Source organism: Micromonospora sp. CNB394, from assembly GCF_000374985.1.
Taxonomy (GTDB): domain Bacteria; phylum Actinomycetota; class Actinomycetes; order Mycobacteriales; family Micromonosporaceae; genus Micromonospora; species Micromonospora marina.
Genome location: NZ_KB895826.1, coordinates 293,812 through 317,329, shown reverse-complemented (window position 1 = coordinate 317,329; position 23,518 = coordinate 293,812). Strand labels below are relative to the sequence as shown.

At 73.2% G+C, this 23,518-nt stretch carries 27 protein-coding genes; 9 read left to right on the top strand and 18 right to left on the bottom strand.

The features are described 5' to 3' along the window. Positions 1-12: 12 nt before the first annotated feature. From C569_RS0105480 to C569_RS0105470, 3 genes are all read right to left on the bottom strand, one after another. Entirely contained in the window at positions 13-975 is a 963-nt protein-coding gene (locus C569_RS0105480) for a zinc-binding dehydrogenase (RefSeq protein WP_018784791.1), read from the bottom strand. Positions 976-1,051: 76 nt separating this feature from the next. Continuing rightward, the gene (locus tag C569_RS0105475; RefSeq protein WP_018784790.1) at positions 1,052-2,227 is read right to left on the bottom strand and encodes an NADP-dependent malic enzyme; all 1,176 of its coding nucleotides are present in this window, start codon (positions 2,225-2,227) and stop codon (positions 1,052-1,054) included. Between the two features lie 156 nt (positions 2,228-2,383). Then, positions 2,384-2,722: a S24/S26 family peptidase gene (locus C569_RS0105470; protein WP_018784789.1), complete on the bottom strand. Its 339-nt coding sequence runs from the start codon at positions 2,720-2,722 to the stop codon at positions 2,384-2,386. A 78-nt stretch (positions 2,723-2,800) separates the two neighbouring features. Here C569_RS0105470 and sodN point away from each other — a divergent pair, with 78 nt between their 5' ends. From sodN to C569_RS0105455, 3 genes are read left to right on the top strand one after another with little or no spacing between them, the layout of a single operon-like run. After that, the gene (gene sodN, locus C569_RS0105465) at positions 2,801-3,205 is read left to right on the top strand and encodes a superoxide dismutase, Ni (RefSeq protein WP_013288353.1); all 405 of its coding nucleotides are present in this window, start codon (positions 2,801-2,803) and stop codon (positions 3,203-3,205) included. Continuing rightward, positions 3,202-3,726: a GNAT family N-acetyltransferase gene (locus C569_RS0105460; protein ID WP_018784788.1), complete on the top strand. Its 525-nt coding sequence runs from the start codon at positions 3,202-3,204 to the stop codon at positions 3,724-3,726. The genes sodN and C569_RS0105460 overlap by 4 nt, the downstream gene beginning before the upstream one ends. Before the next feature lie 32 nt (positions 3,727-3,758). After that, positions 3,759-4,166: an ATP-binding protein gene (locus tag C569_RS0105455; protein WP_018784787.1), complete on the top strand. Its 408-nt coding sequence runs from the start codon at positions 3,759-3,761 to the stop codon at positions 4,164-4,166. 76 nt (positions 4,167-4,242) lie between these two features. On the opposite strand, the gene C569_RS0105450 is transcribed toward C569_RS0105455, so the two are convergent. Next, the gene (locus C569_RS0105450; RefSeq protein ID WP_026267734.1) at positions 4,243-4,650 is read right to left on the bottom strand and encodes a hypothetical protein; all 408 of its coding nucleotides are present in this window, start codon (positions 4,648-4,650) and stop codon (positions 4,243-4,245) included. A gap of 43 nt (positions 4,651-4,693) precedes the next feature. Between C569_RS0105450 and C569_RS0105445 the strand changes: the two genes are divergently transcribed. Beyond that, a complete protein-coding gene (locus tag C569_RS0105445; protein ID WP_018784785.1) occupies positions 4,694-5,644 on the top strand; it encodes a diacylglycerol kinase family protein in 951 nt (316 codons plus the stop codon). A gap of 447 nt (positions 5,645-6,091) precedes the next feature. Next, positions 6,092-6,349 (top strand): WhiB family transcriptional regulator, encoded by a 258-nt coding sequence (locus tag C569_RS0105440; RefSeq protein ID WP_013288358.1) that lies wholly within the window; start codon positions 6,092-6,094, stop codon positions 6,347-6,349. Between the two features lie 63 nt (positions 6,350-6,412). On the opposite strand, the gene C569_RS0105435 is transcribed toward C569_RS0105440, so the two are convergent. The 4 genes from C569_RS0105435 to C569_RS0105420 form a co-directional block, all read right to left on the bottom strand. Beyond that, positions 6,413-7,162 (bottom strand): sirohydrochlorin chelatase, encoded by a 750-nt coding sequence (locus tag C569_RS0105435; protein WP_026267733.1) that lies wholly within the window; start codon positions 7,160-7,162, stop codon positions 6,413-6,415. Next, a complete protein-coding gene (locus C569_RS0105430) occupies positions 7,144-7,893 on the bottom strand; it encodes a phosphoadenylyl-sulfate reductase (RefSeq protein ID WP_018784783.1) in 750 nt (249 codons plus the stop codon). The genes C569_RS0105435 and C569_RS0105430 overlap by 19 nt, the downstream gene beginning before the upstream one ends. Continuing rightward, positions 7,890-8,045 carry a hypothetical protein gene (locus tag C569_RS33605; protein WP_018784782.1) on the bottom strand — a complete coding sequence of 52 codons (156 nt, stop codon included), beginning with the start codon at positions 8,043-8,045 and terminating at the stop codon, positions 7,890-7,892. The genes C569_RS0105430 and C569_RS33605 overlap by 4 nt, the downstream gene beginning before the upstream one ends. 76 nt (positions 8,046-8,121) lie before the next feature. After that, positions 8,122-9,831, bottom strand: coding sequence for a nitrite/sulfite reductase (locus tag C569_RS0105420; RefSeq protein WP_026267732.1), 1,710 nt, complete (start codon positions 9,829-9,831; stop codon positions 8,122-8,124). Between the two features lie 421 nt (positions 9,832-10,252). On the opposite strand from C569_RS0105420, the gene C569_RS0105410 reads away from it, so the two are divergent. Next, positions 10,253-12,112, top strand: a complete 1,860-nt coding sequence (locus C569_RS0105410) for a glycosyltransferase family 39 protein (protein WP_018784779.1) — start codon at positions 10,253-10,255, stop codon at positions 12,110-12,112. Here the strand turns inward: C569_RS0105410 and C569_RS29855 are convergent. Continuing rightward, positions 12,087-13,649, bottom strand: a complete 1,563-nt coding sequence (locus C569_RS29855) for a PAS domain-containing sensor histidine kinase (RefSeq protein ID WP_018784778.1) — start codon at positions 13,647-13,649, stop codon at positions 12,087-12,089. The genes C569_RS0105410 and C569_RS29855 overlap by 26 nt on opposite strands. 25 nt (positions 13,650-13,674) lie before the next feature. After that, positions 13,675-14,703: an SIS domain-containing protein gene (locus tag C569_RS0105400; protein ID WP_018784777.1), complete on the bottom strand. Its 1,029-nt coding sequence runs from the start codon at positions 14,701-14,703 to the stop codon at positions 13,675-13,677. A gap of 185 nt (positions 14,704-14,888) precedes the next feature. Between C569_RS0105400 and C569_RS0105395 the strand changes: the two genes are divergently transcribed. Then, positions 14,889-16,490 carry a tetratricopeptide repeat protein gene (locus C569_RS0105395; RefSeq protein ID WP_018784776.1) on the top strand — a complete coding sequence of 534 codons (1,602 nt, stop codon included), beginning with the start codon at positions 14,889-14,891 and terminating at the stop codon, positions 16,488-16,490. Positions 16,491-16,687: 197 nt separating this feature from the next. Here the strand turns inward: C569_RS0105395 and C569_RS0105390 are convergent, their stop codons facing one another. Next, positions 16,688-18,277 (bottom strand): MDR family MFS transporter, encoded by a 1,590-nt coding sequence (locus C569_RS0105390; RefSeq protein WP_026267730.1) that lies wholly within the window; start codon positions 18,275-18,277, stop codon positions 16,688-16,690. A 118-nt stretch (positions 18,278-18,395) separates the two neighbouring features. Here C569_RS0105390 and C569_RS0105385 point away from each other — a divergent pair, with 118 nt between their 5' ends. Continuing rightward, entirely contained in the window at positions 18,396-18,971 is a 576-nt protein-coding gene (locus C569_RS0105385) for a TetR/AcrR family transcriptional regulator (RefSeq protein WP_018784774.1), read from the top strand. Positions 18,972-19,022: 51 nt separating this feature from the next. Here the strand turns inward: C569_RS0105385 and C569_RS0105380 are convergent, their stop codons facing one another. Then, on the bottom strand, positions 19,023-19,535 hold the full coding sequence (locus tag C569_RS0105380; RefSeq protein ID WP_018784773.1) for a GNAT family N-acetyltransferase: 513 nt from the start codon (positions 19,533-19,535) through the stop codon (positions 19,023-19,025). Next, positions 19,532-19,747: a biotin/lipoyl-binding carrier protein gene (locus C569_RS0105375; RefSeq protein ID WP_018784772.1), complete on the bottom strand. Its 216-nt coding sequence runs from the start codon at positions 19,745-19,747 to the stop codon at positions 19,532-19,534. The genes C569_RS0105380 and C569_RS0105375 overlap by 4 nt, the downstream gene beginning before the upstream one ends. A 232-nt stretch (positions 19,748-19,979) precedes the next feature. Here C569_RS0105375 and C569_RS34945 point away from each other — a divergent pair, with 232 nt between their 5' ends. After that, a complete protein-coding gene (locus C569_RS34945; protein ID WP_369752275.1) occupies positions 19,980-20,054 on the top strand; it encodes a 50S ribosomal protein bL37 in 75 nt (24 codons plus the stop codon). 82 nt (positions 20,055-20,136) lie between these two features. On the opposite strand, the gene rsrA is transcribed toward C569_RS34945, so the two are convergent. The 5 genes from rsrA to C569_RS0105350 all read right to left on the bottom strand — a co-directional run bounded on the left by rsrA (position 20,137) and on the right by C569_RS0105350 (position 23,488). Further along, on the bottom strand, positions 20,137-20,424 hold the full coding sequence (rsrA, locus tag C569_RS0105370; protein WP_026267729.1) for a mycothiol system anti-sigma-R factor: 288 nt from the start codon (positions 20,422-20,424) through the stop codon (positions 20,137-20,139). Positions 20,425-20,426: 2 nt separating this feature from the next. After that, positions 20,427-21,236, bottom strand: coding sequence for a sigma-70 family RNA polymerase sigma factor (locus C569_RS0105365; RefSeq protein ID WP_018784770.1), 810 nt, complete (start codon positions 21,234-21,236; stop codon positions 20,427-20,429). A 228-nt stretch (positions 21,237-21,464) separates the two neighbouring features. Beyond that, positions 21,465-22,076, bottom strand: coding sequence for an alpha/beta family hydrolase (locus C569_RS0105360; protein ID WP_026267728.1), 612 nt, complete (start codon positions 22,074-22,076; stop codon positions 21,465-21,467). A gap of 98 nt (positions 22,077-22,174) precedes the next feature. Next, a complete protein-coding gene (locus C569_RS0105355) occupies positions 22,175-22,567 on the bottom strand; it encodes a WhiB family transcriptional regulator (protein WP_013288375.1) in 393 nt (130 codons plus the stop codon). A gap of 213 nt (positions 22,568-22,780) precedes the next feature. Then, complete coding sequence (locus tag C569_RS0105350) at positions 22,781-23,488, bottom strand: SOS response-associated peptidase (RefSeq protein ID WP_018784767.1); 708 nt, start codon at positions 23,486-23,488, stop codon at positions 22,781-22,783. Positions 23,489-23,518: the final 30 nt, after the last annotated feature.

The following is a 23,518-nucleotide window of genomic DNA, read 5'->3' as shown; positions in this document are numbered from 1 at the left end:
GCGGGGTCGGCGTCAGGCGGTGTGGTCGACGACCAGCTTGCCGAAGACCTCACCGGAGTGCAGCCGGGCGAACGCCTCGGAGATCGCACTGAACGGCACCACCCGGTCGACCACCGGGCGCACCTCGTGCTCGGCGCAGAACGCGAGCAGTTCGGTCAGCTCGTCCGGGGTACCCATCGAGGTGCCGAGGATCTCCAGCTGCATGGCGAAGACCCGGCGCAGGTTGACCTTCGGCTCGTGGCCGGCGGTGGCGCCCGAGACGACGATCCGGGCCATCGGGGCGGCGGACTTCAGCGAGTGGTCGAAGGTGGCCGCACCGACCGTCTCGATCACCACGTCGACCCGTTCCGGCAGCCGTGCGCCGGGCTCCAGCGCGGTCGCCCCCAGCTCGGTGATCCGCTCCCGCTTGGCGGCGTCGCGGCTCGTCGCGTACACCCGCTTGCCCAGCGCGACGCCGAGCGCGACAGCCGCGGTGGCCACGCCGCCGCCGGCGCCCTGGACCAGCACCGACTCGCCGTCGGCGACCCGGCCCTTGGTGGTCAGCATCCGCCAAGCGGTGAGCCAGGCCGTGGGCAGGCACGCCGCGTCGGTCGCCGACAGGCCGTCGGGCAGCGGCAGCAAATTCATCCGGGGTACGGCGACAAGCTCGGCGAACGTGCCCTGGTAGTGCTCGGAGAGGATGGAGACGCCGCGCGGGTCGCCAGGGGTGGGCACCACCGGGTAGATGACCACCTCGTTGCCGTCCGGGTCGGTGCCGACCGCGTCGCAGCCCAGGATCATCGGAAGCTGGTCGGCGGTCAGGCCCACGCCGCGCAGCGACCAGAGGTCGTGGTGGTTGAGCGAGCTGGCCCGTACCTGCACGGTGACCCAGTCGTCCTGCGGGTGGGTCGGCTCGGGACGGTCGCCGACGGCGAGCGCGGCGAGCGGGTTGTCGGCGTCGAAGGCCGAGGCATAGGCAGCACGCATGATCGGCACGGTAACAAGCTGAACAGGAGTTAAGAAGGGGCCCTTCCTCTACCGGAGGCGTTAAGAAGGGCCCCTTCCTTACATCTCAGCGGCGGGCGACGCCGTCGCTGCGGGCGGCCTCGGCGACCGCCGCGGCCACCGCCGGGGCGACTCGCGGGTCCAGCGGCGAGGGCACGATCGCGTCGGCGGTCAGCGACGAGGCCACCACGCCGGCGATGGCGTCGGCGGCGGCCACCTTCATCGAGTCGGTGATCCGGGTGGCGCCGGCGTCCAGCGCGCCCCGGAACACACCCGGGAACGCCAGCACGTTGTTGATCTGGTTCGGGTAGTCGCTGCGCCCGGTGGCGACCACCGCCACGTGCCGGGCGGCCACCTCGGGGTGCACTTCAGGGGTGGGGTTGGCCAGCGCGAACACGATGCCGCCGGGGGCCATGCCGGCCACCGCCGCCTCCGGGATCTGCCCGCCGGAGACGCCGATGAGCACGTCCGCGTCGCGCAGCGCCTCGGTGATGTCGCCCTGTCGGCCCTCGGCGTTGGTGAGCTCGGCCAGCTCGGCCTTGGTGCCGGTCAGCTCCCGGTGCCGGCCGATGATGCCGCGCGAGTCGCACACCACCACCCGGTCCGGGTCGACCCCGCCGGCGATCAGCATCTTGGTGACCGCCACCCCGGCCGCGCCCGCGCCGCTGACCGCCACCCGCAGGTCACCGAGTTTGCGGTTGAGCAGCGCGGCGGCGTTGCGCAGCGCGGCGAGCACCACGATCGCGGTGCCGTGCTGGTCGTCGTGGAAGACCGGGATGTCCAGCGCCTCGTCGAGCCGGCGCTCCACCTCGAAGCAGCGCGGGGCGCTGATGTCCTCCAGGTTGATCCCGCCGAACGACGGTGCGAGCGCCTTGACCGTCGCGACGATCTCGTCCACGTCCTGGGTGTCCAGGCAAACCGGTACCGCGTCCACGCCGGCGAACTGCTTGAACAGCACCGCCTTGCCCTCCATCACGGGCAGCGCGGCGCGCGGGCCGATGTTGCCCAGACCGAGTACGGCGGAACCGTCGGTGACCACGGCGACGGTGTGCGACACCCAGGTGTAGGTGTCGGCGAGCGCGGGGTCGGCGGCGATCGCCTCACACACCCGGGCAACCCCCGGGGTGTACGCGAGGGAGAGGTCCTCGCGGCTGGTCAGCGGCACCGTGGAGGCGACTGTCATCTTGCCGCCGACGTGCAGGCGGAAGACGGGATCGGCGGGGTCCGGGGTGGACGAAGACATGGTGACTCCAGGATCTGTCGAGCAGACGGACCGGCCGGCGTGGTCAGCGGTGGTCAGCGACCGGCGGCGCGGCGGTGCGGGGGTCACCCGGGCACTTTTCGAGCATAGTCACGCTTCGGCACCCGGTATGTGAGCGGGGTCATATCCGGTCGGTCGTCACCTGCTCCTGACCCGTCCCGGACGCGGCCACCAGCGGGCCACCACCCGGCCGCGGACGTCGGCCACCCCGTACGCCCGGGAGTCGTCGGTGACGAAACCGTTGTCGCCGCGCAACCACCATCCGCCGTCGCGGGGTTCCACCGCCCGCTTCACGACGAGCAGGCCGGGGCGGCTGCGGAACACCGCGACGACCACGTCCCCGGGGCGTACCGGCCGGCCTCCGGTGCGGACCAGCACCGCGTCGCCGTGACGCAGCGTCGGGGACATGGACGGGCCGGTCACCAGCACCGGCACCAGCGGGCCGCGCAGAGCCGGAGATTCACCGGTGGGCGCCATGTCACCTCACAGCCCCCGAGGGCGTCTCCAGGAGTAATGTCGTCCTGGATCATCGCAAACAACCCATGGAGGATCCTGATGCGCCTTCCCCGCATCCTCACGCCCCGGGTGACGGCCAGCGCTCACTGCGACCTGCCCTGCGGCGTATACGACCCGGCCCAGGCCCGGATCGAGGCCGAGTCGGTCAAAATGATCTGCGAGAAGTACCAGGCCAACACCGACCCGGAGTTCCGCACCCGCGCCATCCTGATCAAGGAGCAGCGGGCGGAGCTGGTCAAGCACCACCTGTGGGTGCTCTGGACCGACTACTTCAAGGCGCCGCACTTCGAGAAGTACCCGCACCTGCACCAGCTGTTCAACGAGGCCACCAAGCTGGCCGGCGCGGCCGGCGCCAAGGGTGGCACCGACCCGGCCAAGGCCGACGAGCTGCTGGCGAAGATCGACGAGATCTCGAAGATCTTCTGGGAGACCAAGCAGGCGTGACGTCGCCCGACGGCGCTCCGACGATCCGGCCGGTACGTCCCGAGGACGTACCGGCCGTCGTCGCCATGGTGCACGAACTCGCCGAGTACGAGCGCGCGCCCGAGCAGTGCCACCTCACCACGAAGCAGCTCGACACGGCCCTGTTCGGCCCGTCGCCGGCGCTGTACGGCCACGTCGCGGTCGACGCGTCGGACCGGCCGGTCGGTTTCGCGCTCTGGTTCCTCAACTTCTCCACCTGGGCCGGCGTGCACGGCATCTACCTGGAGGACCTCTACGTCCGCCCGGACGCCCGGGGCACCGGCGCGGGCCGGATGCTGCTCGCCACGCTCGCCGCGATCTGCGTGGAGCGCGGCTACCAGCGGCTGGAGTGGTGGATGATCCACTGGAACCCGGCGGCCCGCTTCTACGCCGCGATCGGCGCGACGCCGATGGACGAGTGGACCCCGTACCGCCTGGCCGGGGCCGCGTTGCGCGAGCTCGCCACGCACGCGACGGCCGCGCCCACGCGGTCCGCCCCCTGACCGGGTAGAGTCCCGCACCGGGGGGAGGAGCCGTGACTCAACTGACCGGGCACCCGACGACCGACGACGACGTCGTCCATCTCACCGTGCCCGCCGACGGTGGTTACCTCGGCGTGCTCCGCACCGCCACGGCCGGGCTCGCGGCCCGGCTCCAGTTCGCCCTCGACGAGATCGAGGATCTGCGCATCGCCGTCGACGAGGCGTGCGCCATGCTGCTCGCCATCGCCACCCGTGACGCCGAGCTGGAGTGCCGCTTCGCGGTCACCGAGGACGCGCTCACCGTCGAGGTGACGGTGCCGACGGTCCGGGGTGCCACGCTCCCGTCCGAGTCGTCGTTCGCGTGGAAGGTGCTCACCGCGCTCACCACCGGGGCGAACGCCCAGGCGTCCGGTGGCCGGGCCACCATCTCGCTGCTGACCCGCCGCGCCGGCGGCTTCTGACCGGTCGTCGCGGCCACCGGCCCCGGCGGTGTCCGGGCCGGTTCGGGCTCAGCGGCCCCACGCTTGCCGGCCCGGCTCAGCGCTCGGCGGGCCGCTCGCCGAAGCCCAGCGCGCGGTTGGTCGGACCGCTCACCAGCACGCCGACCATGCCGAGCCCGAGAGCCATCAGCGGCACCCCGAGCCAGCCCATGCCGCCCTCGATCATGAACCAGCCGACCGGCAGCAGCATGAGCTGGAGCACGATGGCCGGCGCGCGGGCCCCGGCCCGGCGGCGGGACAGCGCGCCACCCAGCGCCCAGAGCGCCACCGCGCCACCGACGGCGAAGGCGGTCACCAGCAGCGCCGAGGTCAGATCCGTCGTTTCGGCGGTGAGGTCGGACCAGATGAGCCACACCGCGATCAGCCCCAGCGCCACCGCCTGGGCACGTAGCAGGAGCACCGCGGCGCGCAGCGTGCCGGGGAGCGGGTCGGAGTCGATCGTCACGGGCGCCACGATACCGGTGGGTAGTAGCGGTACAGTGCCGCCCATGCGGGCCGTCCTGATGGTCAATCCGAAGGCCACCACCACCAGCGAGCGCAGCCGGGACGTGCTGGTCCGGGCGTTGCGCAGTGAAGTCGACCTGTCGGTGCGCTACACCCGCCGGCGGGGCCATGCCATGGACCTGGCCCGGGAGGCCGCGCAGGAGGGCGTCGACCTGGTGGTCACGCTCGGCGGCGACGGCACCGTCAACGAGGTGGTGAACGGTCTGATGGCGGCGGAGCCGCCGACGTTCCGCACCGGACAGTCCTCGGCCGAGCGGCTGCCCGCGCTGGCCACGGTGCCGGGCGGTTCGACGAACGTCTTCGCCCGCGCGCTCGGGCTGCCGCGGGAGTGGCCGGACGGCACCAGCATGATCCTGGAGGGGCTGCGGCTGGGCCGGTCCCGCACGATCGGGCTGGGCCGGGCGGACGACCGCTACTTCACGTTCTGCGCGGGCTTCGGGCTGGACGCGGCGGTCATCCGCCGGGTGGAGCAGGCCCGCAGGAAGGGGCGCGTCTCCACCCCGGCGCTCTACTTCCGTTCCACGGCGAGTCAGTACTTCGTCGGCTCGGACCGCCGCCACCCGTCGATCACGCTGGAGCGGCCGGGTGAGGCGCCCGCGACGGAGTTGGCTACGGCGATCATCCAGAACACCGCGCCGTGGACGTACCTGGGTGACCGGGAGATCAACCCGAACCCGGAGGCGTCGTTCGACAGCGGTCTGGACGTGCTGGCGTTGCGGCGGCTGCGGGTGGCGAGCACGGCCCGTACGGCGGCGCAGTTCTTCTCGAAGCGACCGGACCCGCACGGCAAGCAGGTGTTGCGGCTGCACGACGTGGCCGAGTTCACGCTGGTCTCGGACCGGCCGCTGCCGTTCCAGCTGGACGGGGACTACCTCGGCGAGCGGGAGAAAGTCCGATTCACATCCGTACCGGCCGCACTGAGAGTAATCTGCTAGGTCTCGGGTATCCCACTCGGTTGACGCGGACCCCCCGCCACGCGGGTGCGGTGGCCGCCACGCCGAGGAAGGGTGCCGGAAATGTCAGCAGCGTCACGCGGACCGTACTACATTGATTATCGACTGTGGCACGCCGGGTAACCAGAGCCCTGGTAAACCCGGACAAATGGGTGGTGAGCCCGCTCACTGTTCGGAGTTTTTCCGAGCGTCACCCTTGACATCGCTGTAGTTCGTGAAAGTATTCACAAGCGAACTCGTGTTGCCGGGACATTGCCTGGATAGGCTCGTTCGGTTGAGCTGTTCCAGCAGGTCCAGGCACCCCACAGCCTGCTCACGCTGCGCCGAATTGATGGATGCTGACCGTCACCATTCGGCAATGCGGACGCATAAAGAAACAGCAACGAAGCGTTATCTGGCCACCCACTAAGAATGAGGAGTGTTGCCGCCATGGACTGGCGCCACGATTCGGTCTGCCGCGACGAGGACCCGGAGCTGTTCTTCCCCATCGGGACGTCCGGCCCGGCCCTCCTGCAGGTGGAGCAGGCGAAGGCCGTCTGCCGGCGCTGCCCCGTGACCGACCAGTGCCTGCAGTGGGCGCTGGAGTCCGGTCAGGACGCCGGCGTCTGGGGTGGGATGAGCGAAGAGGAGCGTCGCGCGGTGAAGCGCCGCGGCGGCCTCCGGGTGCTGCGCGCTCACTCCGCCTGACCCGTACACGCTGAACGCCCCGGCCGGGATTCCGGCCGGGGCGTTCTGCTGTCCCGGACCGGGTCAGCCCGCCACCGCCTCCACCCGCCGCCGGACCAGGTCCGCCAGCTCCGGCAGGTCGGTCAGCGGGTCGGCCACCGCCACCGCGCCGGCCGACCGGGCCGACGTGCGTACCCCGTCGTGGAACCGGCCCGGGGCCAGGAAATAGGCGGCCACGGCGACGCGGCGGGCACCAGCGGCGCGCAGCCGCGTCACCGCGCCGCCCACCTCCGGAGGCGCCGCCGAGGCGTACGAGACACGGCAGGGCACGCCCAGCCCCGCGCCGAACGCCGCCGCGACCCGCCCCACCGAGGCGCGCGCCGCCGGATCCCGGGTACCGGCCGCCGCCAGCACCACCGCGTCCAGCCCGCCCGGCCCGTCACCGGTCGCCTCCGCCAGGCGGCGGCGCAGCCCGTCCAGCAGCCCGCCGTCCACCCCGCCGCCGGTCGGCCCCAGCACGTCCGTCACCCGTACCTCGATGTCCGCGCCGGCCGCCGCGACCGCCGCCGGGATGTCCACCTTCCGGTGGTACGCGGCGGTCAGCAGCAGCGGCACCAGGACCGCCCGGGAGTGGCCGGCGCCGGCCAGCCCGCGCAGCACCTCGGCCGGCCCGGGATCGGTGTGGTCGAGCCAGCTCGGCAGCACCTGACGACCGGGGCAGGTGTGCGCCACGGCCCGGGCCAGCGCCCGGGTCGCCTGCGCCGCACGCGGATCACGGCTGCCATGTGCCACCAGCACCACCGGTGGCCCGGCACTCAGGTGTGCAGGCCGCACTCGGTCTTCTCGAACATCGCCCAGCGCCCGGCGCGCGAGTCCTCTCCCGCCCGGGTCCGCCGCGTGCACGGCCAGCAGCCGATCGACCCGTAGCCGCGGGCGAACAGCTCGTTGACCGGGATGTCGTACCGGGCCACGTAGGCGTCCACCTCCCGCTGGGTCCACGCCGCGATCGGGTTCACCTTGACCCTGCCGCGCCGCGCGTCGAAACCCACCACCGGCGTGTTCGCCCGGGTCGGCGACTCGTCCCGGCGCAGCCCGGCCGCCCAGGCGTCGTACCCGGACAGCGCCCGCTCCAGCGGCTCCACCTTCCGCAACTGGCAGCAGTCGTCCGGGGACCTGTTGAACAGGCGCGGACCGTACTGGCCGTCCTGCTGGCCCACGGTCATCCGGGGCCGGATCGAGCGCACCCGCACCGGCATGCGCCGGGCCACCTCGTCGCGGACCTTCAACGTCTCCGGGAAGTGCAGCCCGGTGTCCAGGAACACCACGTCGACGCCGGGCGCGACCCGCGAGACCAGGTGCGCCAGCACGCCGTCGGCCATCGAGCTGGTCACGCAGAACCGCTCGCCGAACGTCCGCACCGCCCACCGCGCGATCTCCAGCGCGGGCGCGTCCGCCAGCTCCCGGCCGGCCTCCTCGGCCAGCGCGCGCAGCTCCTCCGGGTCGCGGCGGGCCGGTTCGGCCGCGCCGACCAGGCCGAGGCCGGCAGCGGAGACGAGGCCGGTCACCGGTTCACCACCCGGCTCAACAGGCCGGTGAACTTCACCGCGAAGACCCGCGCGCAGGCGTGGCACTCCCAGGCGCCGTGCCCGGCCTCGTGCGGTCGCAGGTCCTCCTCCCCGCAGTACGGGCAGTAGAGAGGCGCGGACCGCTCGCTCATCGCGCCGCCTCGCTTCGCTCGCCAGCACGATGAGGCACCGCCACACTGAGCCGAATGATTCGCTCACTCCGCTCGCTCATCGCAACTCCTCCTCGTCGACTCTGATCACCCAGTTGGCGAACGTCTCGCCCTCGGTCCGGCCGGCCAGGTAGCGGCGGGCGAGCCGTTCCACGTACTCCGGAAGCTCCTCGGCGGTGGTCTTCAGACCGCGCAGCTTGCGGCCGAAACCGGCGGACTGCCCCTGCGCCATGCCGAGGCCGCCGCCGAGGTGCACCTGGAAGCCCTCGACCTGCCGGCCGTCCGGGCCGACCACGAGCTGGCCCTTGAGCCCGATGTCGGCGACCTGGGTGCGGGCGCAGGCGTTCGGGCAGCCGTTGAGGTGGATGGAGATGTCCGCGTCGAAGTCGCGCAGCCGCTCCTCCAGGCGCGCGACCAGTTCCTCGCCGCGCCGCTTGGTCTCCACGATCGCGAGCTTGCAGAACTCGATGCCGGTGCAGGCCATCGTGCCGCGCCGCCAGGCCGACGGCCGGGCCTCCAGGCCGATCCCGCGCAGCGCCGAGACCAGCTCCTCGGTCCGCTCCGGCGCCACGTTCAGCACGAGCAGCTTCTGGTACGGGGTGAGCCGCACCCGGTCGCTGCCGTGCGCCTCGACCACGTCGGCGAGCTGCGCCAGCTGGGTGCCGGACACCCGGCCCACCACCGGGGCCGCGCCCACGTAGTTCGCGCCGTCGCGCTGGGTGTGCACACCGATGTGGTCGACCGGCTTCGCCGGCAGGTCCGCGGCCGGGCCGTCGAGCAGCGTCCGGCCGAGGTATTCCTTCTCCAGCACCTCGCGGAAGCGCTCCACGCCCCAGTCGGCGACCAGGAACTTCAGCCGGGCCCGGTTGCGCAGCCGGCGGTAGCCGTAGTCACGGAAGATGCCGACCACACCGGCCCACACGTCCGGCACCTCGCTCAGCGGCACCCAGACGCCGAGCCGCTTGGCGAGCATCGGGTTGGTGGAGAGCCCGCCGCCGACCCAGACGTCGAACCCGGGCCCGTGCTCGGGGTGCTCCACGCCGAGGAACGCGATGTCGTTCGCCTCGTACGGCGTGTCGACCAGCCAGGAGATCGAGGTCTTGAACTTCCGGGGCAGGTTCGAGTACGCCTTGTCGCCGACGTACCGGCGGACGATCTCGTCGATCGCCGGGGTCGGGTCGAGCACCTCGTCCCGGGCCACCCCGGCGACCGGGCTGCCCAGCACGATCCGGGGGCAGTCGCCGCACGCCTCGGTGGTCTGCAGGCCGACCGCCTCCAGCCGGCGCCAGATCTCCGGCATGTCCTCGACCCGGATCCAGTGGTACTGGATGTTCTGCCGGTCGGTGATGTCGGCGGTGTCCCGCGCGAACTCCCGGGAGATGTCCGCGATCACGCGGAGCTGGGCCAGGTTGAGCTGGCCGCCGTCCACCCGGACCCGGAGCATGAAGAACTCGTCCTCCAGCTCGTGCGGCTCCAGCACTGCCGTACGCCCGCCGTCGATGCCGGCCTTGCGCTGGGTGTAGAGGCCCCACCAGCGGAACCGGCCACGCAGGTCCTGCGGGTCGATCGAGGCGAAACCGCGGTGGGCGTAGATGTTCTCGATCCGGTCCCGCACGTTCAGCGGGTCGTCGTCCTTCTTGATCCGCTCGTTGGGGTTGAGCGGCTCACGGTGTCCGAGCGCCCACTGCCCCTCGCCGCGTGGCCGGCGGGGCGCACGGGCGGCAGGCGCCGGGGTGTCGGGACGGGTCGGGGTGCTGCTGACCGCCATCGCGGCGTCCTCCATGGTCTGCTGCGGTGCCTGCGAGCGCGGACGCGGCGGCCGGCCCTGGGGAGGGCCGTGGACGGCGATGTCGATGACGGCCGGCGCGAGTACGCGCCCGAGACGGAAGGGTCGGGCGTCGTCAGTGGGCCGGACAGATCGCGCTGCGCACGCGGCCGTAGTCGACGTGGCGACGAGCCACGAAGCGGCGGACGACAGCGGCGGTCATGTGCCTCATGCTGCCACACCCCGCCCCGCCCGACCACAGCTCCGCCCGGTGATCCCACATCACGGGCCCCCACCGAGATCGACTCCCGTCCACCCCCGCCCCGTCCCCTCCCCGACAGTGGCGGAGGCGGGTGGGTGGGAATCGGTGGAGCGGGCGGGTGGAGGCACGCGGGCGTGTGACGCTGCGGAGGTGAGGAGGATCGTGTCCGCGTCCGTCAGTGCCCGGTCGGGCCCGATGGTGTGGGCGGTGCCGGGACTGCTCACGCTCGCGGTGACGCTGGCCGGCCTCGGGCACGCCCAGCCGTGGCGGGACGAGCTGGCCACCTGGAGCGCCGCCACCCGGCCGGTCGCGGACCTGACCCGGATGACGCGCACGATCGACGCCGCGACCGGGCCGTACTACCTGCTCGTGCACGGCTGGACCGCGGTGGCCGGCACGTCGCCGACGGCACTGCGGCTGCCCTCGGCACTGGCCATGGCGGTGGCTGCGGCGCTCACCGCCCGCCTCGGCGCGGCGCTGGCCGGCCGCCGCGCCGGGCTGCTCGCCGGACTGCTGTTCGCGGTGCTGCCGGTCACCTCGCGGTACGGCCAGGAGGCCCGCCCGTACGCCGTCGCGACGCTGCTCGCCGTGCTGGCCACGCTGCTGCTGGTCGAGGCGCTGCGCCGGCCGACCTGGCGACGCTGGGCCGGGTACGCCCTCGCCGTCGCCCCGCTCGCCCTGCTCCACCTGATCGCGCTCACCCTGCTCGCCGCGCACGCCGTGGTGGTGCTGCTGACCGCCGCTCGTGGCCCCGCGGCGGCCCTCGATCCGCCCGGCCGGTACCGACCCGAGATGTCCGACGCGAGCCGGTCACGCCGCAGACACTCACGGCGTTCCACCCAGCCGCGAGATCGAGCGCGAGTGGAACGCCACGGGTGGCACGGCGCACCGCAGACACCCACGGCGTTCCACCCAGCCACGAGATCGAGCGCGAGTGGAACGCCACGGGTGTCACCGCACCCCGGGAGCAGGGAGCACGGCGCGGACGCGCCGGAAGCGGAACCACAGGACCTGACCGGCGAGGCTCGCGAGGCGTCGACGTCCGGCCGACGGGTGCTGACCGGGTGGCTGCTGGCGCTGGTGCCGGCCGTCGTGCTCGTCATCCCCCTGGCGCTCGTCGCCCGGGGACAGCGCGGTCGACAGCTCGACTGGGTGGACCCGGCGCGCCTGCCCGACCTGGCGGCGCTGCCCGGTGGGCTGGCGCAGAGCGGCGTGGTGGGCGGCTTCCTGCTGGCCCTCGCGGCGCTCGGCGCGGTCCGGCTGGGCCGGCGGGCGCTGCTGCCCGGCGCCGCCGTGCTGCTGCCGGTGCTGCTGCTCTTCGCGGCCGGCACGGTGGTGCCGCTCTGGGTGACCCGCTACCTGGTCTTCACCGTGCCGTTCGCCTGCCTGCTCGCCGGTGCGGCCCTGGCCGGCACGACACCGACCCGGATCCCGCCGACCGGACCCGCCCCGACCGGACCCGCCCCGCCCGGAACCGCGCCCACCGCATCCACGCCGGCCGGCACCGCAGTCAGCGGGACGGGGCCGGCGGGGACCGCTCCGGCCGGGGCGCGGTTCGGGGCGGCGTTGGCCCTGGTGGCGCTGGCCGGGCTGCTCGGGCTGCCCGAACAGGTGGCCCTGCGCCGCACCCACGAGTGGCCGCGCAGCGCACCCGTCGACTACGCGGGTGCCGCCCGGATCATCCGCGCCGAGCAGAGGTCGGGCGACGCGATCGTCTACTCGCCCCGGGGCGGGTGGCTGTTCCCGGATCTCGGCATGGCGTACCACCTGGGGCCGAGACTGCCGCGCGACGTGCTGGTGGTCCGCGACCAGCGTCAGGACGCGAGCCTGTGGGCCGTGGAGTGCGACGACCCGGCACGGTGCCTGGCCGGGATGGAGCGGGTCTGGCTGGTGGTCACCGGCCGCCGCGCGGACCCGCTGGCGGCGGTGCCGGGCGCGAAGGGAGCCGCGCTGCGCGCGGGCTACACGGTGCGGCAGGTGTGGCCCCGGCCGGGGATCACGGTGGCCCTGCTCGTCCGGTGAGGCGGTCGGTGGTGCCGCGGGCCAGCGGTACGACGATGGCCGCCTCGGTGCCGCCGTCGGCGCCGTTGCGCAGGTCGATGGTGCCGCGCAGCTCGCCGGTGACAAGCGCCCGGACGATCTGGAGGCCCAGGTTGCCGCCGCGCTCGGCGTCGAACTGTTCGGGCAGGCCCCGGCCGTTGTCGGTGACCGAGACGTGCAGTTGCTTGCGGGCCCGGTGCGCGGAGACCACCACCTCGGGCCGGGGCGCGTCCGCCGGTGCGGGCTCCGCGTCCTCGCCGGCGGACGGGAAGCCGTGTTCCACGGCGTTGAGCAGCAGCTCGTTGAGCACCATCACCAGCGAGGTCGCGATCTCGGCGGGCAGGACGCCGAAGGTGCCGCACCGGCGCATGCCCACGCTGACCTCGGTGACGGCGACCTCGGTGGCGGCGCTGGCGACCCGGTCCACGATGCCGTCGAACTCGACCGCCTCGTCGCTGGACAGGGAGAGCGTCTCGTGGACGAGCGCGATCGAGGCGACCCGGCGTACCGATTCTTCGAGCGCGACCCGCGCCTCGGGCATGGCGACGCGCCGGGCCTGGAGGCGCAGCAGCGCGGCGACGGTCTGGAGGTTGTTCTTCACCCGGTGGTGGATCTCCCGGATCGTGGCGTCCTTGGTGATCAGGGCGCGGTCGCGGCGGCGTACCTCGGTGATGTCGCGGACCAGCACCAGCGCGCCGATCGGCACTCCGGCGGGCATCAGCGGCAGCGCCCGGGTGAGCATGGTGGCGCCGCGGGCGTCGATCTCCCGGCGGGGAGGCGCCTCGCCGCGCAGCGCGGCGAGCACGGCGTTGCCCGCGTCGGTGCCTTCCAGGGGGTCGTCGGCGAGCCTGCGGTGCAGCTTGGCCAGGTCCTCCCCGACGAGGTGGGAGGCGTAGCCGAGGCGGCGGTACGCGGACTGCGCGTTCGGGCTGGCGTAGGTGACCTTGCCGTTGGCGTCGAGCCGCACCAGTCCGTCGCCGACCCGGGGCGCCGAGGTGGTCTCGCCCGGGTGCCGGGGCGGCGGGAACGTGCCGTCGGCGATCATCTGGGCGAGGTCGTCGGCGGTGGTCAGGTAGTTCAGTTCGAGCTGGCTCGGGGTGCGCGCGGTGGACAGGTTGGTGTCCCGGCCCACCACGGCGATCACCTCGCCGGCTTCACCGTCGCCGGTGCGCAGCCGGACCGGGATCGCCTCGTGGCGGGCCGGGACGTCGCCGTACCAGACCGGGTCACCCTCGCGCCAGATCCGCCCCTGCCGGTGGGCCACCTCCAGGTGGGCCACCTCGGCCCCGCCGACGATGCGCCCGACCTGGTCGTCCAGGTAGGCGGTCGGCGCGGTGGTGGGACGGACCTGGGCCACGCAGAGGTACGTGCCCTCGCCGTCCACCGGAACCCAGAGCAGCAGGTCGGCGAAGGACAGGTCGGACAGCAGCTGCCAGTCGCCGGCGATCCGGTGCAGGTGGTCGATGTCGGCCGGGCGGAGCGCGGTGTGCTCCTCGGCGAGGTCACGGAGGGTGGACACGCCACACAGCGTGCCACGCCGGGCCTCACATCGTCGCCGTGACCTTCTTCAAGCCGCGCGGCGCGTCCGGGTCCTCGCCCCGGGCCAGGGCCAGGGCCAGCGCGAGCCGTTGCAGCGGCAGGATGTCGAGCAGCGGCGCGTACCGCTCGTCGACCTCGGGCACCGCCATCCGGGTCTCGCCGACCTCGGCGGAGCCGACCACCACCACGTCGGCGCGGCGTTCGCCGAGGCGGGGCAGCACCTCGCGCATCGACGTGCCGCCGGGGCCGGAGCCGACCACGGCGAGCACCGGGACGTCCGGGTCGGTCATGGCGAGCGGGCCGTGCAGCAGGTCGGCGCCGGAGAAGGCGAGCGCCGGGAGGTACGAGGTCTCCATCAGCTTCAGCGCCGCCTCCCGGGCGGTCGGGTATGCGTACCCCCGGCCGGTGGTGACGAGCTGGGCGGCGAACCGGTAGCGCGGGGCGAGCCGGGCCGGGGTGTCGTCGGCGAGCGTCTGCGTGGCCAGCTCGGGCAGGCGGCTCAGGGCGGCGTGCTCCTGCGCGGGCAGCACACCGTCGCCGGCGCGTACGCCCTCGATCAGCATGAGCAGCGCGAGCAGTTCGGCGGTGTAGGTCTTGGTGGCGGCGACCGCGCGTTCGTGGCCGGCGGCGATGTCGACGCTCAGCTCGGCGGTCTCCACCAGCGGCGAGCCGGGGTTGTTGGTGACCGCGAGGGTGAGCGCGCCGGAGGCGCGGGCGACCCGCAGCACCTCGGCCAGGTCGGGCGAGCCGCCGCTCTGGCTGACGCCGACGACCAGCGCGTCGGACAGGTCGGGCCGGGCGCCGAAGACGGTGATCGCGCTCGGTGAGGCCAGCCCGGCGGGCAGCCCGAGGCGGATCTCGGTCAGGTAGGCCGCGTAGAGCGCGGCGTGGTCGGAGGTGCCCCGGGCGGTGAACACGACGTGCCGGGGGCGGCGTCGCGCGACGACGGCCGCCACCTCGGCGATGGCCGCCGCGTGCCCGGTGGAGAGCAGGCGCTCGTAACCGGCCGGCTGCTCGTCGATGTCGGCGGCCATACCGGCCCCTGGACGCGTCACTCCAGAACCTCCCTCTGCGCGTTTTCCGCGCGTTAGATGCTCAGTCTTGCACGTTTGAGCGGCCACATTCAATGCAACGAGCAGGAGTGCGCAGTGGATCACTAATCGACGGAAGATCCCCTACGCTTGCCCGGCTGACCGACCCGACCCGCCGAGAGGACGACGTGCCCGAGGACGACGCCGCGCTCTCCGCGGAGGAGGAACTCACGCTGGCCCGGCTGGCACTGGGCGAGGGCGACCTGCAGCACGCCGCCGACCACGTGGCCGCCGCGCTGGTCCGCTCCCCCACGCTGCCCGAGGCGCACGAGACACTCGCCCGGCTGAACGCGGCGAGCGGCGGCGACCTGGACCTCTTTCCGCTCGGTCAGCAGGCGTTCGTCGGCGCCGTGGTGGCCCGCGCGCACCTGCTCGCCGCCGCCGGCCGCCCCGCCGAAGGGCTCGACCTGCTGGCCGCCGCCACCGGCTACGCGCCCGTGACGCCCTGGGCCGCCGTACCCTGGGTGACCGCCCCCGACCTGCCGGAACGCCTCGATCCCGAACGCACCGCCCGGATCCTCATGCAGGTCTGCGCGGCGGCGCCGGACCCCGCGCCGCGACGGCTGCGTGAGCCGCTCGCGCCGTACCTCACGCTGGCCCGCAACGCGATCACCGTCCACCCGGCCCATCCGCTGCTGCTGGGCGCGGCGTCCGCGCTGGCCCGGCGCCTCGGCGAGGTCACCCTCGCCGTCACCTGGGCTACCCGGGGGGTACGCGCACAGCCCACCAAACTCGGCGAGGTGTGGCTCGGGTACGCGTACCGCAGCGCCGGCCGGACCGCCGAGGCGCTCGCCGCACTGGAACGCGCTGTCGCGCTCGACCCCAACGACCTCGCGGTCTACGCGGACATCGCCGGCACGCTGGCCGACCACGGCCGCCTCGACGCGGCACTGGGCTGGGTCGACCGGGCGCTGGCGAAGGATCCCACCTTCGACTGCGCGGTGCACACCGCGCACCGGCTGCGCTACCTGCGCGACGGGAACGTCGACCACCTGGTGGCGCTCGCCGACTTCGTCCGCGACCATCCGGACGACACGCACGAGCACGGCGACCTCGCCGAGTGCTGCCGGGGCCGCCCCTGGCTCGGGCAGGTCACCCCGACGGGCGACGACGCCCCGGCCCCTGACGGTTCCGCTGCATCGGCGGCAGCGGTTCGGCGACTCCAGCAACTCGCGCACCCGGCGTGGGCGCACCCACCGGCCGCGTACGACGCCGCGGTCGGGCTGGCCACCCTGGACCTCGCCGACCTGCTCGCCCTGCTGGCACACCCGCCGGAGGCGCCGGCGACGGCGCTGGGCCGCGTGCTCGGCGGGCAGGATCCGGCACTGTGGACGCGCTGCGCCCAGGTCTGGGCCTGCCTCGGCCTGCTGCACCACCGCACCGACGAGCCGTGGGAGCGGTCGACCCGGCGGCGGGTGCTGGGTGAACTCGCCGCCGGCGATCTCGGCCCGGCCGCCGAGGCGGCACTGTTCGCCCTGGTCACCGCCGCCTGGGTGCACCCGGAAACCCGCGCCGACGTGGCTGCGCTGGTGTCCGGCCGGATCGCCGAGGCGGCGGCCGGTCCCGCCCGGCGGGACCCGGTGGTGGTGTCGCTCGCGTACCTGGCACGGGCCACCCCGGCGCTCGACCCGGCGGCACGCGCCACCGCCGACCGGTTGATCGCCGGTGCCGAGGGTGGGCCGCTGCGGCGTCTCTGGCACCGCCTCACCGCCTTGTTCCGCAGCGGCTGACCGCCCGTCCCCTGCGGACGCCGTTTCCCTGCCATGTCCGCCCCCTCCCCCGCCCCGCCGAGCGCCGCCACCTCGCCGAGGTGGCGCGATCAACTCGCCCCGGACCCCACCACTCCCCCGAACTGGCGGCGACCACGGCCCACGGGAACGGACACGCGGCGGCCCCGCGTACCTCCCGATGGGGGCGCGGCGGCGCGTCAGGCGACGGGGGCCTTGCCGAGCGCGGCCTCGGCCCCGTCCTCGGGGGTGGCGCCGGCCGGCGGCACGTCGTTCGTCGCGCGCAACGGCACCTCCTTGATGAACCAGGCGAGCACCGGTACGGCCACTGTGAAGAGGACCGCCCAGAAGAAGACGTGCGAGATGGCGTCGGAGAGGCCGCCGAGCACCGCCTCCCGCGTCGCTCCGGTGAGCTTCTTGAGGGCCTCCAGGTCCATCGCGCCGCCCTCGCCGCCCGAGCCCGCGAACGCGGAACCGGCGGCGGAGCCGGCGAGACGGTTGGCGAAGATCGCGCCGAAGAGGGAGACGCCGAACGAGCCGCCGATGGACCGGAAGAAGGTGGCCGCGCCGCTTGCCGCGCCGAGATCCTTCTGTGCCACGCTGTTCTGCGCGATGAGCATCGAGGTCTGCATGAGGAAGCCCATGCCGACGCCGAGCACGAGCATGTAGAGCGAGGACTGCGTCTTGCTGGTGTCCACGTCCAGCAGGCTGAGCAGACCCATCCCGGCGGCCATCACCACGCCGCCGACGATCGGGAAGACGCGGTAGCGGCCGGTCCTGGTGATGGTCCGGCCGACCACGAGCGACACCACGAGCATGCCGAACATCAGTGGGAGCAGCAGCAGGCCGCTGTTCGTGGCCGACGCCCCCTGCACGGTCTGCTGGTAGAGCGGCAGGAAGTTCATCGCGCCGAACATGGCGAAGCCGAGCAGGAACCCGATCACCGAGATCAGGGCGAAGTTGCGGTTGGCGAACAGGCTCAGCGGCAGGATCGGCTCCGGCGTGCGCCGCTCCACCAGCGCGAACACGGCGAGCGCGAGCACCGCCAGCACGGCGAGGCCGAGGATCTGCGGCGAGACCCAGTCGTACTCGTTGCCGCCCCACGTGGTCACCAGCACGATCGCGGTGATGCCGACGGACAGCAGCGCCGCGCCCAGCCAGTCGATCTTGTGTTCGGTGCGGTACTTCGGCAGGTGCATGGTGGTGGCGAGGACGAGCAGCGCCGCGCCGCCCAGCGGCAGGTTGACGTAGAACGCCCAGCGCCAGGAGAGGTTGTCGGTGATGAAGCCGCCGACGAGCGGGCCGGCGACCATGGCGATGGCCATGATGCCGGCGATCATGCCCTGGTAGCGGCCGCGCTCGCGGGGCGGGACGAGGTCACCGATGATCGCCATGACGCCGACCATCAGACCGCCGGCGCCGAGGCCCTGGACGGCACGGAACGCGATCAGCTCGGTCATGCCGGTGTCGGCGCCGCCGAAGACGCCGGAGCCGGACATGCCGCAGAGCGCGGAGCCGATCAGGAACACCACGACCGCGGTGAGGAAGACCGTCTTGCGGCCGTAGAGGTCGCCGAGCTTGCCCCAGATCGGCGTGGAGACGGTGGTGCCCAGCACGTACGCGGTGACCACCCAGGTGAAGTGGTCGGCGCCACCGAACTCGAAGACGATCCGCGGCAGCGCGGTGCTGACGATCATGTTGTCGAGCATCGCGAGCATCATCGCGATCATCAGACCGAACAGAACGAACCGGACATTGGGTCTCGTGGCCACCTGGGCTGGTTGACTCATCGGTAGGCTCCCCGCAGATCAGATGATCGACTTACTTGCCGCCCAGCTAGTTTGCTTACTAGCCGGACGGTAAGCTGACGAAGGGCACACGTCAAGCGGAGTGGAAGGAAGTCGGCCGGTGCGGGAGACCACAGGTGGCACGCGGGAGCGGATCCAGGCCGTCGCCTTGGAACTCTTCACCGAGCAGGGCTACGAGAAGACGTCGCTGCGGGAGATCGCCGAGCGGCTGGGCGTGACCAAGGCCGCGCTCTACTACCACTTCAAGAGCAAGGACGAGATCGTCACCAGCCTGGTCGACGACCGGCTGCGCCGGATGGACGAGCTGATCGCCTGGGCCGCCGACCAGCCGCCCACGCTGGCGACCCGGCGGGCCCTGATCGGCCGGTACGCCGACAGCATGTTCGACGGCGACCTGCCCCAGGTGATGCGCTTCTTCGAGCAGAACCAGACGGTGCTCAAGAGCCTCGTCGCCGGTCAGCAGATGCGGGACCGGATGATGCGGCTGGCCCACCAGCTGTGCCGGGGCGACGACTCACCCGCCGCCCAGCTCCGCGCCGCGCTCACGCTGTTCGCCGTGCACAGCAGCTGGTTCGCGGTGCGCGCGCCGGGCATCACCGACGACGAACGCAAGCGGATCGCACTCCAGGTGGCCGACGAACTGCTCGCCAAGATCGGCGAGACCGGCCAGGGCTGAGCCGAGCCGCCGCAGCCCGCCACGGTCGGAGCCGGCCTGCCGCAGTCGGACTCAGCCCGCCGCGGTCAGGTCCAGCCGCAGGCCGCGCAGGTCGATCCCGGGCAGCGGCGTCCAGTCCTTCTCCGGGTACCTGACGAAACCGAGCCGCTCGTAGAGGCGGTGTGCGCTCGCCGCCATCCCGGCGCGTACGCAGATCACCACGGCCGTGCAGCCCAGCTCCGTCGCGCGCGCCACGCACGCGGACGCGAGCGCCGCACCCGCGCCCCGGCCCTGCGCGGCCGGATCGACAGCGAGCATCCGGAACTCGGCCTCGCCCGGGCCGGCCAGTTCCGCGTACGGGGTGCCCGGCAGCACGAACGTCACCGCGCCGAGCACCTGGCCGGTGACGTCGTCGACAGCCACCAGAACCTCGCCGGTCTCGGCGCGGCCGGACACGTCGGCGAGCACCGGCGCGTACCCGCTCTCGTCCTTGAGCTGGCCGTCCGCCTCGTACGCGGCGACGGTCAGCCGGGCCACGGCCGGGAAGTCCGCCGGCTCGGCGCGGCGCACCCGCAGGCCGGTCAACCGATCTCCGCGATCAGGTCGCCGTCCTGCACCACGTCGCCCTCGTCGACCGCCAGCTTCTGCACCACGCCGTCGGACTCGGCGACCACCGGGATCTCCATCTTCATCGACTCCAGGATGACGAGGGTGTCGCCCTCGGACACCGTGTCGCCTGCGGACACGACGACCTTCCAGACGTTCGCCACCATCTCGGCGCGGATCTCCTCGGCCATCTCAGCCCTCCCTCTCCCGACAGCTCCCGACAATCCTGCGAACGGTATCCAATCATGACGCCGGTCACGCCGGACCGCGCACCACCACGCGCGATCCGCCCCGGCGCGCCCCGGTGGGCGGTGACGGCACTAGCATCGTGCGGGTCGGCCACCGGCGAGCCGGGGGGCCACACCGCGACCTCCGCCGCGCCCAGCCGCGGACGGAACCGTGACCAGCACAAGGAGGCAGAGCATGGCGAAGAAGGCCCGCAAGAAGAAGGCTCGCAAGAAGAGCAGCGCCAACCACGGCAAGCGCCCCAACTCCTGATCATCCGATCAGCGCGGCGCAGTCGCCGGACAGCGAGACGGCCCGGGTCCGTGATCGGAGCCGGGCCGTTCGCGTCGCTTGTTCAGTCGGCCAGTTCGCGGGACTCGGTGGTTTCGAAGACCACCAGCTCGGTCAGCCGCAGGCGCAGCCGCTCACGCAGCTTCTCCGGGGCCGCCTCGTTGCCGCAGCACCGGGCCACGAGCGCCTTGACCTCCTGCTCGATGCCGTACTCGCGCAGGCACGGCCCGCACTCGTCCAGGTGGTGCCGGATCAGCACCCGGCGCTCCTCGGCGCACTCCAGGTCGAGGTAGAGGTAGACCTCGGCGAGCACCTCGCGGCAGTCCGTCTCGTGCGGTTGTCCACAGCTCACGGTCACACCTCCCGGCCGGCGGCGGCGGTCGAGCCCTTCTTCGACGAGGCGGCGCTGAAACCCCGCTCCGCCGCGTACTGCTCCAGCAGCTTCCGCAGATTACGTCGGCCACGGTGCAGACGGGACATCACGGTGCCGATCGGCGTGCCCATGATGTCGGCGACCTCCTTGTAGGAGAAGCCCTCGACGTCGGTCAGGTAGACGGCCAGGCGGAACTCCTCCGGCAACTGCTGGAGGGCCTCCTTGACGTCGCTGTCCGGCAGCCGGTCGAGCGCCTCCGTCTCGGCCGAGCGCAGGCCGCTGGACGTGTGCGACTCGGCCTCGGCGAGCTGCCAGTCGGTGATCTCCTCGGTCGGCGCCTGGATGGGCTGGCGCTGCCGCTTGCGGTACGTGTTGATGTAGGTGTTGGTCAGGATCCGGTAGAGCCAGGCCTTCAGGTTCGTGCCCTGCTCGAACTGGTGGAAGGCGGCGTACGCCTTCAGGTACGTCTCCTGGACCAGGTCCTCCGCGTCCGCCGGGTTGCGGGTCATCCGCAGCCCGGCAGCGTAGAGCTGATCGACGAAGGGCATCGCGTCCCGCTCGAAGCGGGCCCTGCGCTCGTCCGTCTTCTCGGTGGTCAACCGCACATCCCCTCGCGTCGGATGCTTCCCCGCCGAGGATACGCGTACCCGCTTGCCGGCAGATTCACTTCCGGAGTGTGTGCCGGTGCTCACGACCGACGCCGCCGCGGGCCACTCCGGCGCGTCGAGCAGCCGCCGGAGCCGGCGCTCGTCCCGTTCGTCCCGTTCCCGGCTCCGTGTCTCGATCGGCACCGGTCACCCCCCTCGCGCTGGCTCTGTCGTCGTCCAAGTTAGGTAACGCGAGTTGCGGGGCGTGGCATTCCGCCGGCCCCACCCGATCCTGGTCCCGGCCTCGGCCGCGACCGACGCTGGGACCAGGAAGGGCCTGGGAGGGTGGCCCCGGCGCGCCCGAACCGGGCGGCCGGCACCAACCGGTGCAACGACCCGCCGCGCCGGACGGTCACGGCGCGCGCCGCACGGTCAGGACGACCACCCGTGTACGCGCAGCCAGTCCCGCACCACGGCGGCCGTGCCGGCCGGGTCGCCGCGCAGGTCGTGGCGCTCCCCCGGCCGGACCACCACCTCGATGCCGGGGCCGGGCCCGGGCACGCCGAACGGGTCCCGGTCGCCGTTGACGACGAGAGTGGGCAGCCCGGTGAGCAGTTCCCCGGCCCGGGATCGTTCCGGTCGCCCCGGCGGGTGCAGCGGGAACGCCAGCGCCACCACTGCGGCCGCGCCGACGTCGGCGGCGGTACGGCAGGCCACCCGGGCGCCACTGGACCGGCCCCCGACCACCCAGTGGCGCACCCTCGGGGCACGCCGGCGCAGGTCGGCCAGCACCGCCGTCCACGCCTCGTCGAGGTGCCCGGCGGGGGCGGGCGCGCGTCGCCCGGCGACCCGGTACGGCTGGGTCACCAGGGCCACCCCGGCCCCGGCGGCGAGCACCGCGTGCCGCACGGCGGTCAGGTCGGGCGCGTCCACGTCACCACCGGCGCCGTGACCGAGCACCAGCACCGTGGTGCCGTCGGCGGGCATGTCGAACCGGAGCCGGGCGGGCCCCCGTGGGGTGTCGATCTCGTCGTCGTGCCGCACCGGCTCATTCTGCGCGGCCCGCCGGCCCGCCGGTGACCGGGCGCGGAAACGGACGTCGCCCGGCGGCCTGCCGGAGCGGGCCACGGGCGATGTCGGGATCAGCTCAGTGGGACCAGCGTGAGCAGGCGGTCGCGCACCGGCGGACCGGCGTCGTCGAGCGCGTCCGGATCCGGCTGCACCTCGCTGCGCCAGGCCACCAGCATGGCGCGCCGCTCACGCGGCGTGGTGCCGCCCCAGACGCCGTGGCAGTCGCCCACCTCCAGCGCCCAGGCCAGGCAGGAGCCCTGGACGTCGCAGGTGCGGCAGAGCGCCACCGCCGCGTCGGCCGGTTCGTTCGGTGCCGGAAAGAACGTCTCCGGATCGACGTTCTGACAGGTGCCTCTGGTGCGCCACGCGTCGTCCTGGCGTCGTTCGCTCAGCGCCCGCAGCAGTCGCGGATCGCGCCGCGCGGCGGCCACCTCGTGCGGACGCGGCATACGTGCCCGTGTCAATACACCCACCTCCCCCGTGGGAACCGGCGTAGATCTCTACAAGATCGATGGGTGTCATCCGCCCCGTGCGAACAGACGCCCATCACCGGCGCTGTGTTCTATCGCATTCGCATGCGTAAGGACAAGGGTCTTCAATGAAACTGACTGAACGTCCGGGCGACTTTTCCGGTCGAAACCCGACAAAGGGGTACGCGCGAATGTGGCGGAGCGTGATCAGAACAGCGTCGGCCCGGCAGCCGTCTCGCCCCCCGCCGGAGCCACCGCGGCGATCAGCTCCGGGCCGTCGTTGCGGACGTCCCCCACCGCCCGGGAGACGGGCCGGATCTCCAGCCCGGCGAGCAGGCCGGCGTCCGGCGGCGTGAGCAGTTCCGCCGGCTCCTCGGCCGGACCGAGCCATCCCGCCCAGCGCTCCGGCGACAGCAGCAGCGGCATCCGGTCGTGCACCTCGGCCAGCTCGCCGGCCGCCGCAGTGGTGAGCACGCTGAACGTCAGCCGGGCCGTGCCGGCCGACTCCCACACCGACCAGATGCCGGCGAAGGCCAGGACCGATCCGTCCCGCGGGGTCATGAAGTAGGGCTGGCGTCCGCCGTCGGCGAGGCGGACCCACTCGTACCACCCGTCGGCGGGGACCAGGCAGCGGCGGCGGGCGAAGGACGGCGCGTACGCCCGGCTGGTGGCGACCGTCTCGGCCCGCGCGTTGATCATGCGGGCGGCTCCCGAGGCGCTGCGCGACCACTGCGGGAGCAGGCCCCAGCGGCCGAGGGAGAGCAGCCGGTGCCCCTCCGGGGCGAGCCGGACCAGCGGCACCGGGTCGGTCGGCGCGACGTTGTAGTCCGGCGTCACCCCGCCGGTCTCGTCGGCCGACTCGAAGATCGCGCTCAGGTCGGCGGCGCTCCGGGTCGTGGCGTACCTCCCGCACATGGCGCCCACGCTAGCCCCATCCGGACGTTC

Bases quoted from the DNA above. Each gene is read 5' to 3' on its own strand.
- C569_RS0105475 (WP_018784790.1), bottom strand. From the start codon at position 2,227: ATGTCTTCGTCCACCCCGGACCCCGCCGATCCCGTCTTCCGCCTGCAC.
- C569_RS0105470 (WP_018784789.1), bottom strand. From the start codon at position 2,722: ATGGCGCCCACCGGTGAATCTCCGGCTCTGCGCGGCCCGCTGGTGCCG.
- sodN (WP_013288353.1), top strand. From the start codon at position 2,801: ATGCGCCTTCCCCGCATCCTCACGCCCCGGGTGACGGCCAGCGCTCAC.
- C569_RS0105445 (WP_018784785.1), top strand. From the start codon at position 4,694: ATGCGGGCCGTCCTGATGGTCAATCCGAAGGCCACCACCACCAGCGAG.
- C569_RS0105440 (WP_013288358.1), top strand. From the start codon at position 6,092: ATGGACTGGCGCCACGATTCGGTCTGCCGCGACGAGGACCCGGAGCTG.
- C569_RS33605 (WP_018784782.1), bottom strand. From the start codon at position 8,045: ATGAGCGAGCGGTCCGCGCCTCTCTACTGCCCGTACTGCGGGGAGGAG.
- C569_RS0105420 (WP_026267732.1), bottom strand. From the start codon at position 9,831: ATGGCGGTCAGCAGCACCCCGACCCGTCCCGACACCCCGGCGCCTGCC.
- C569_RS0105400 (WP_018784777.1), bottom strand. From the start codon at position 14,703: ATGGCCGCCGACATCGACGAGCAGCCGGCCGGTTACGAGCGCCTGCTC.
- C569_RS0105390 (WP_026267730.1), bottom strand. From the start codon at position 18,277: ATGAGTCAACCAGCCCAGGTGGCCACGAGACCCAATGTCCGGTTCGTT.
- C569_RS0105375 (WP_018784772.1), bottom strand. From the start codon at position 19,747: ATGGCCGAGGAGATCCGCGCCGAGATGGTGGCGAACGTCTGGAAGGTC.
- C569_RS0105350 (WP_018784767.1), bottom strand. From the start codon at position 23,488: ATGTGCGGGAGGTACGCCACGACCCGGAGCGCCGCCGACCTGAGCGCG.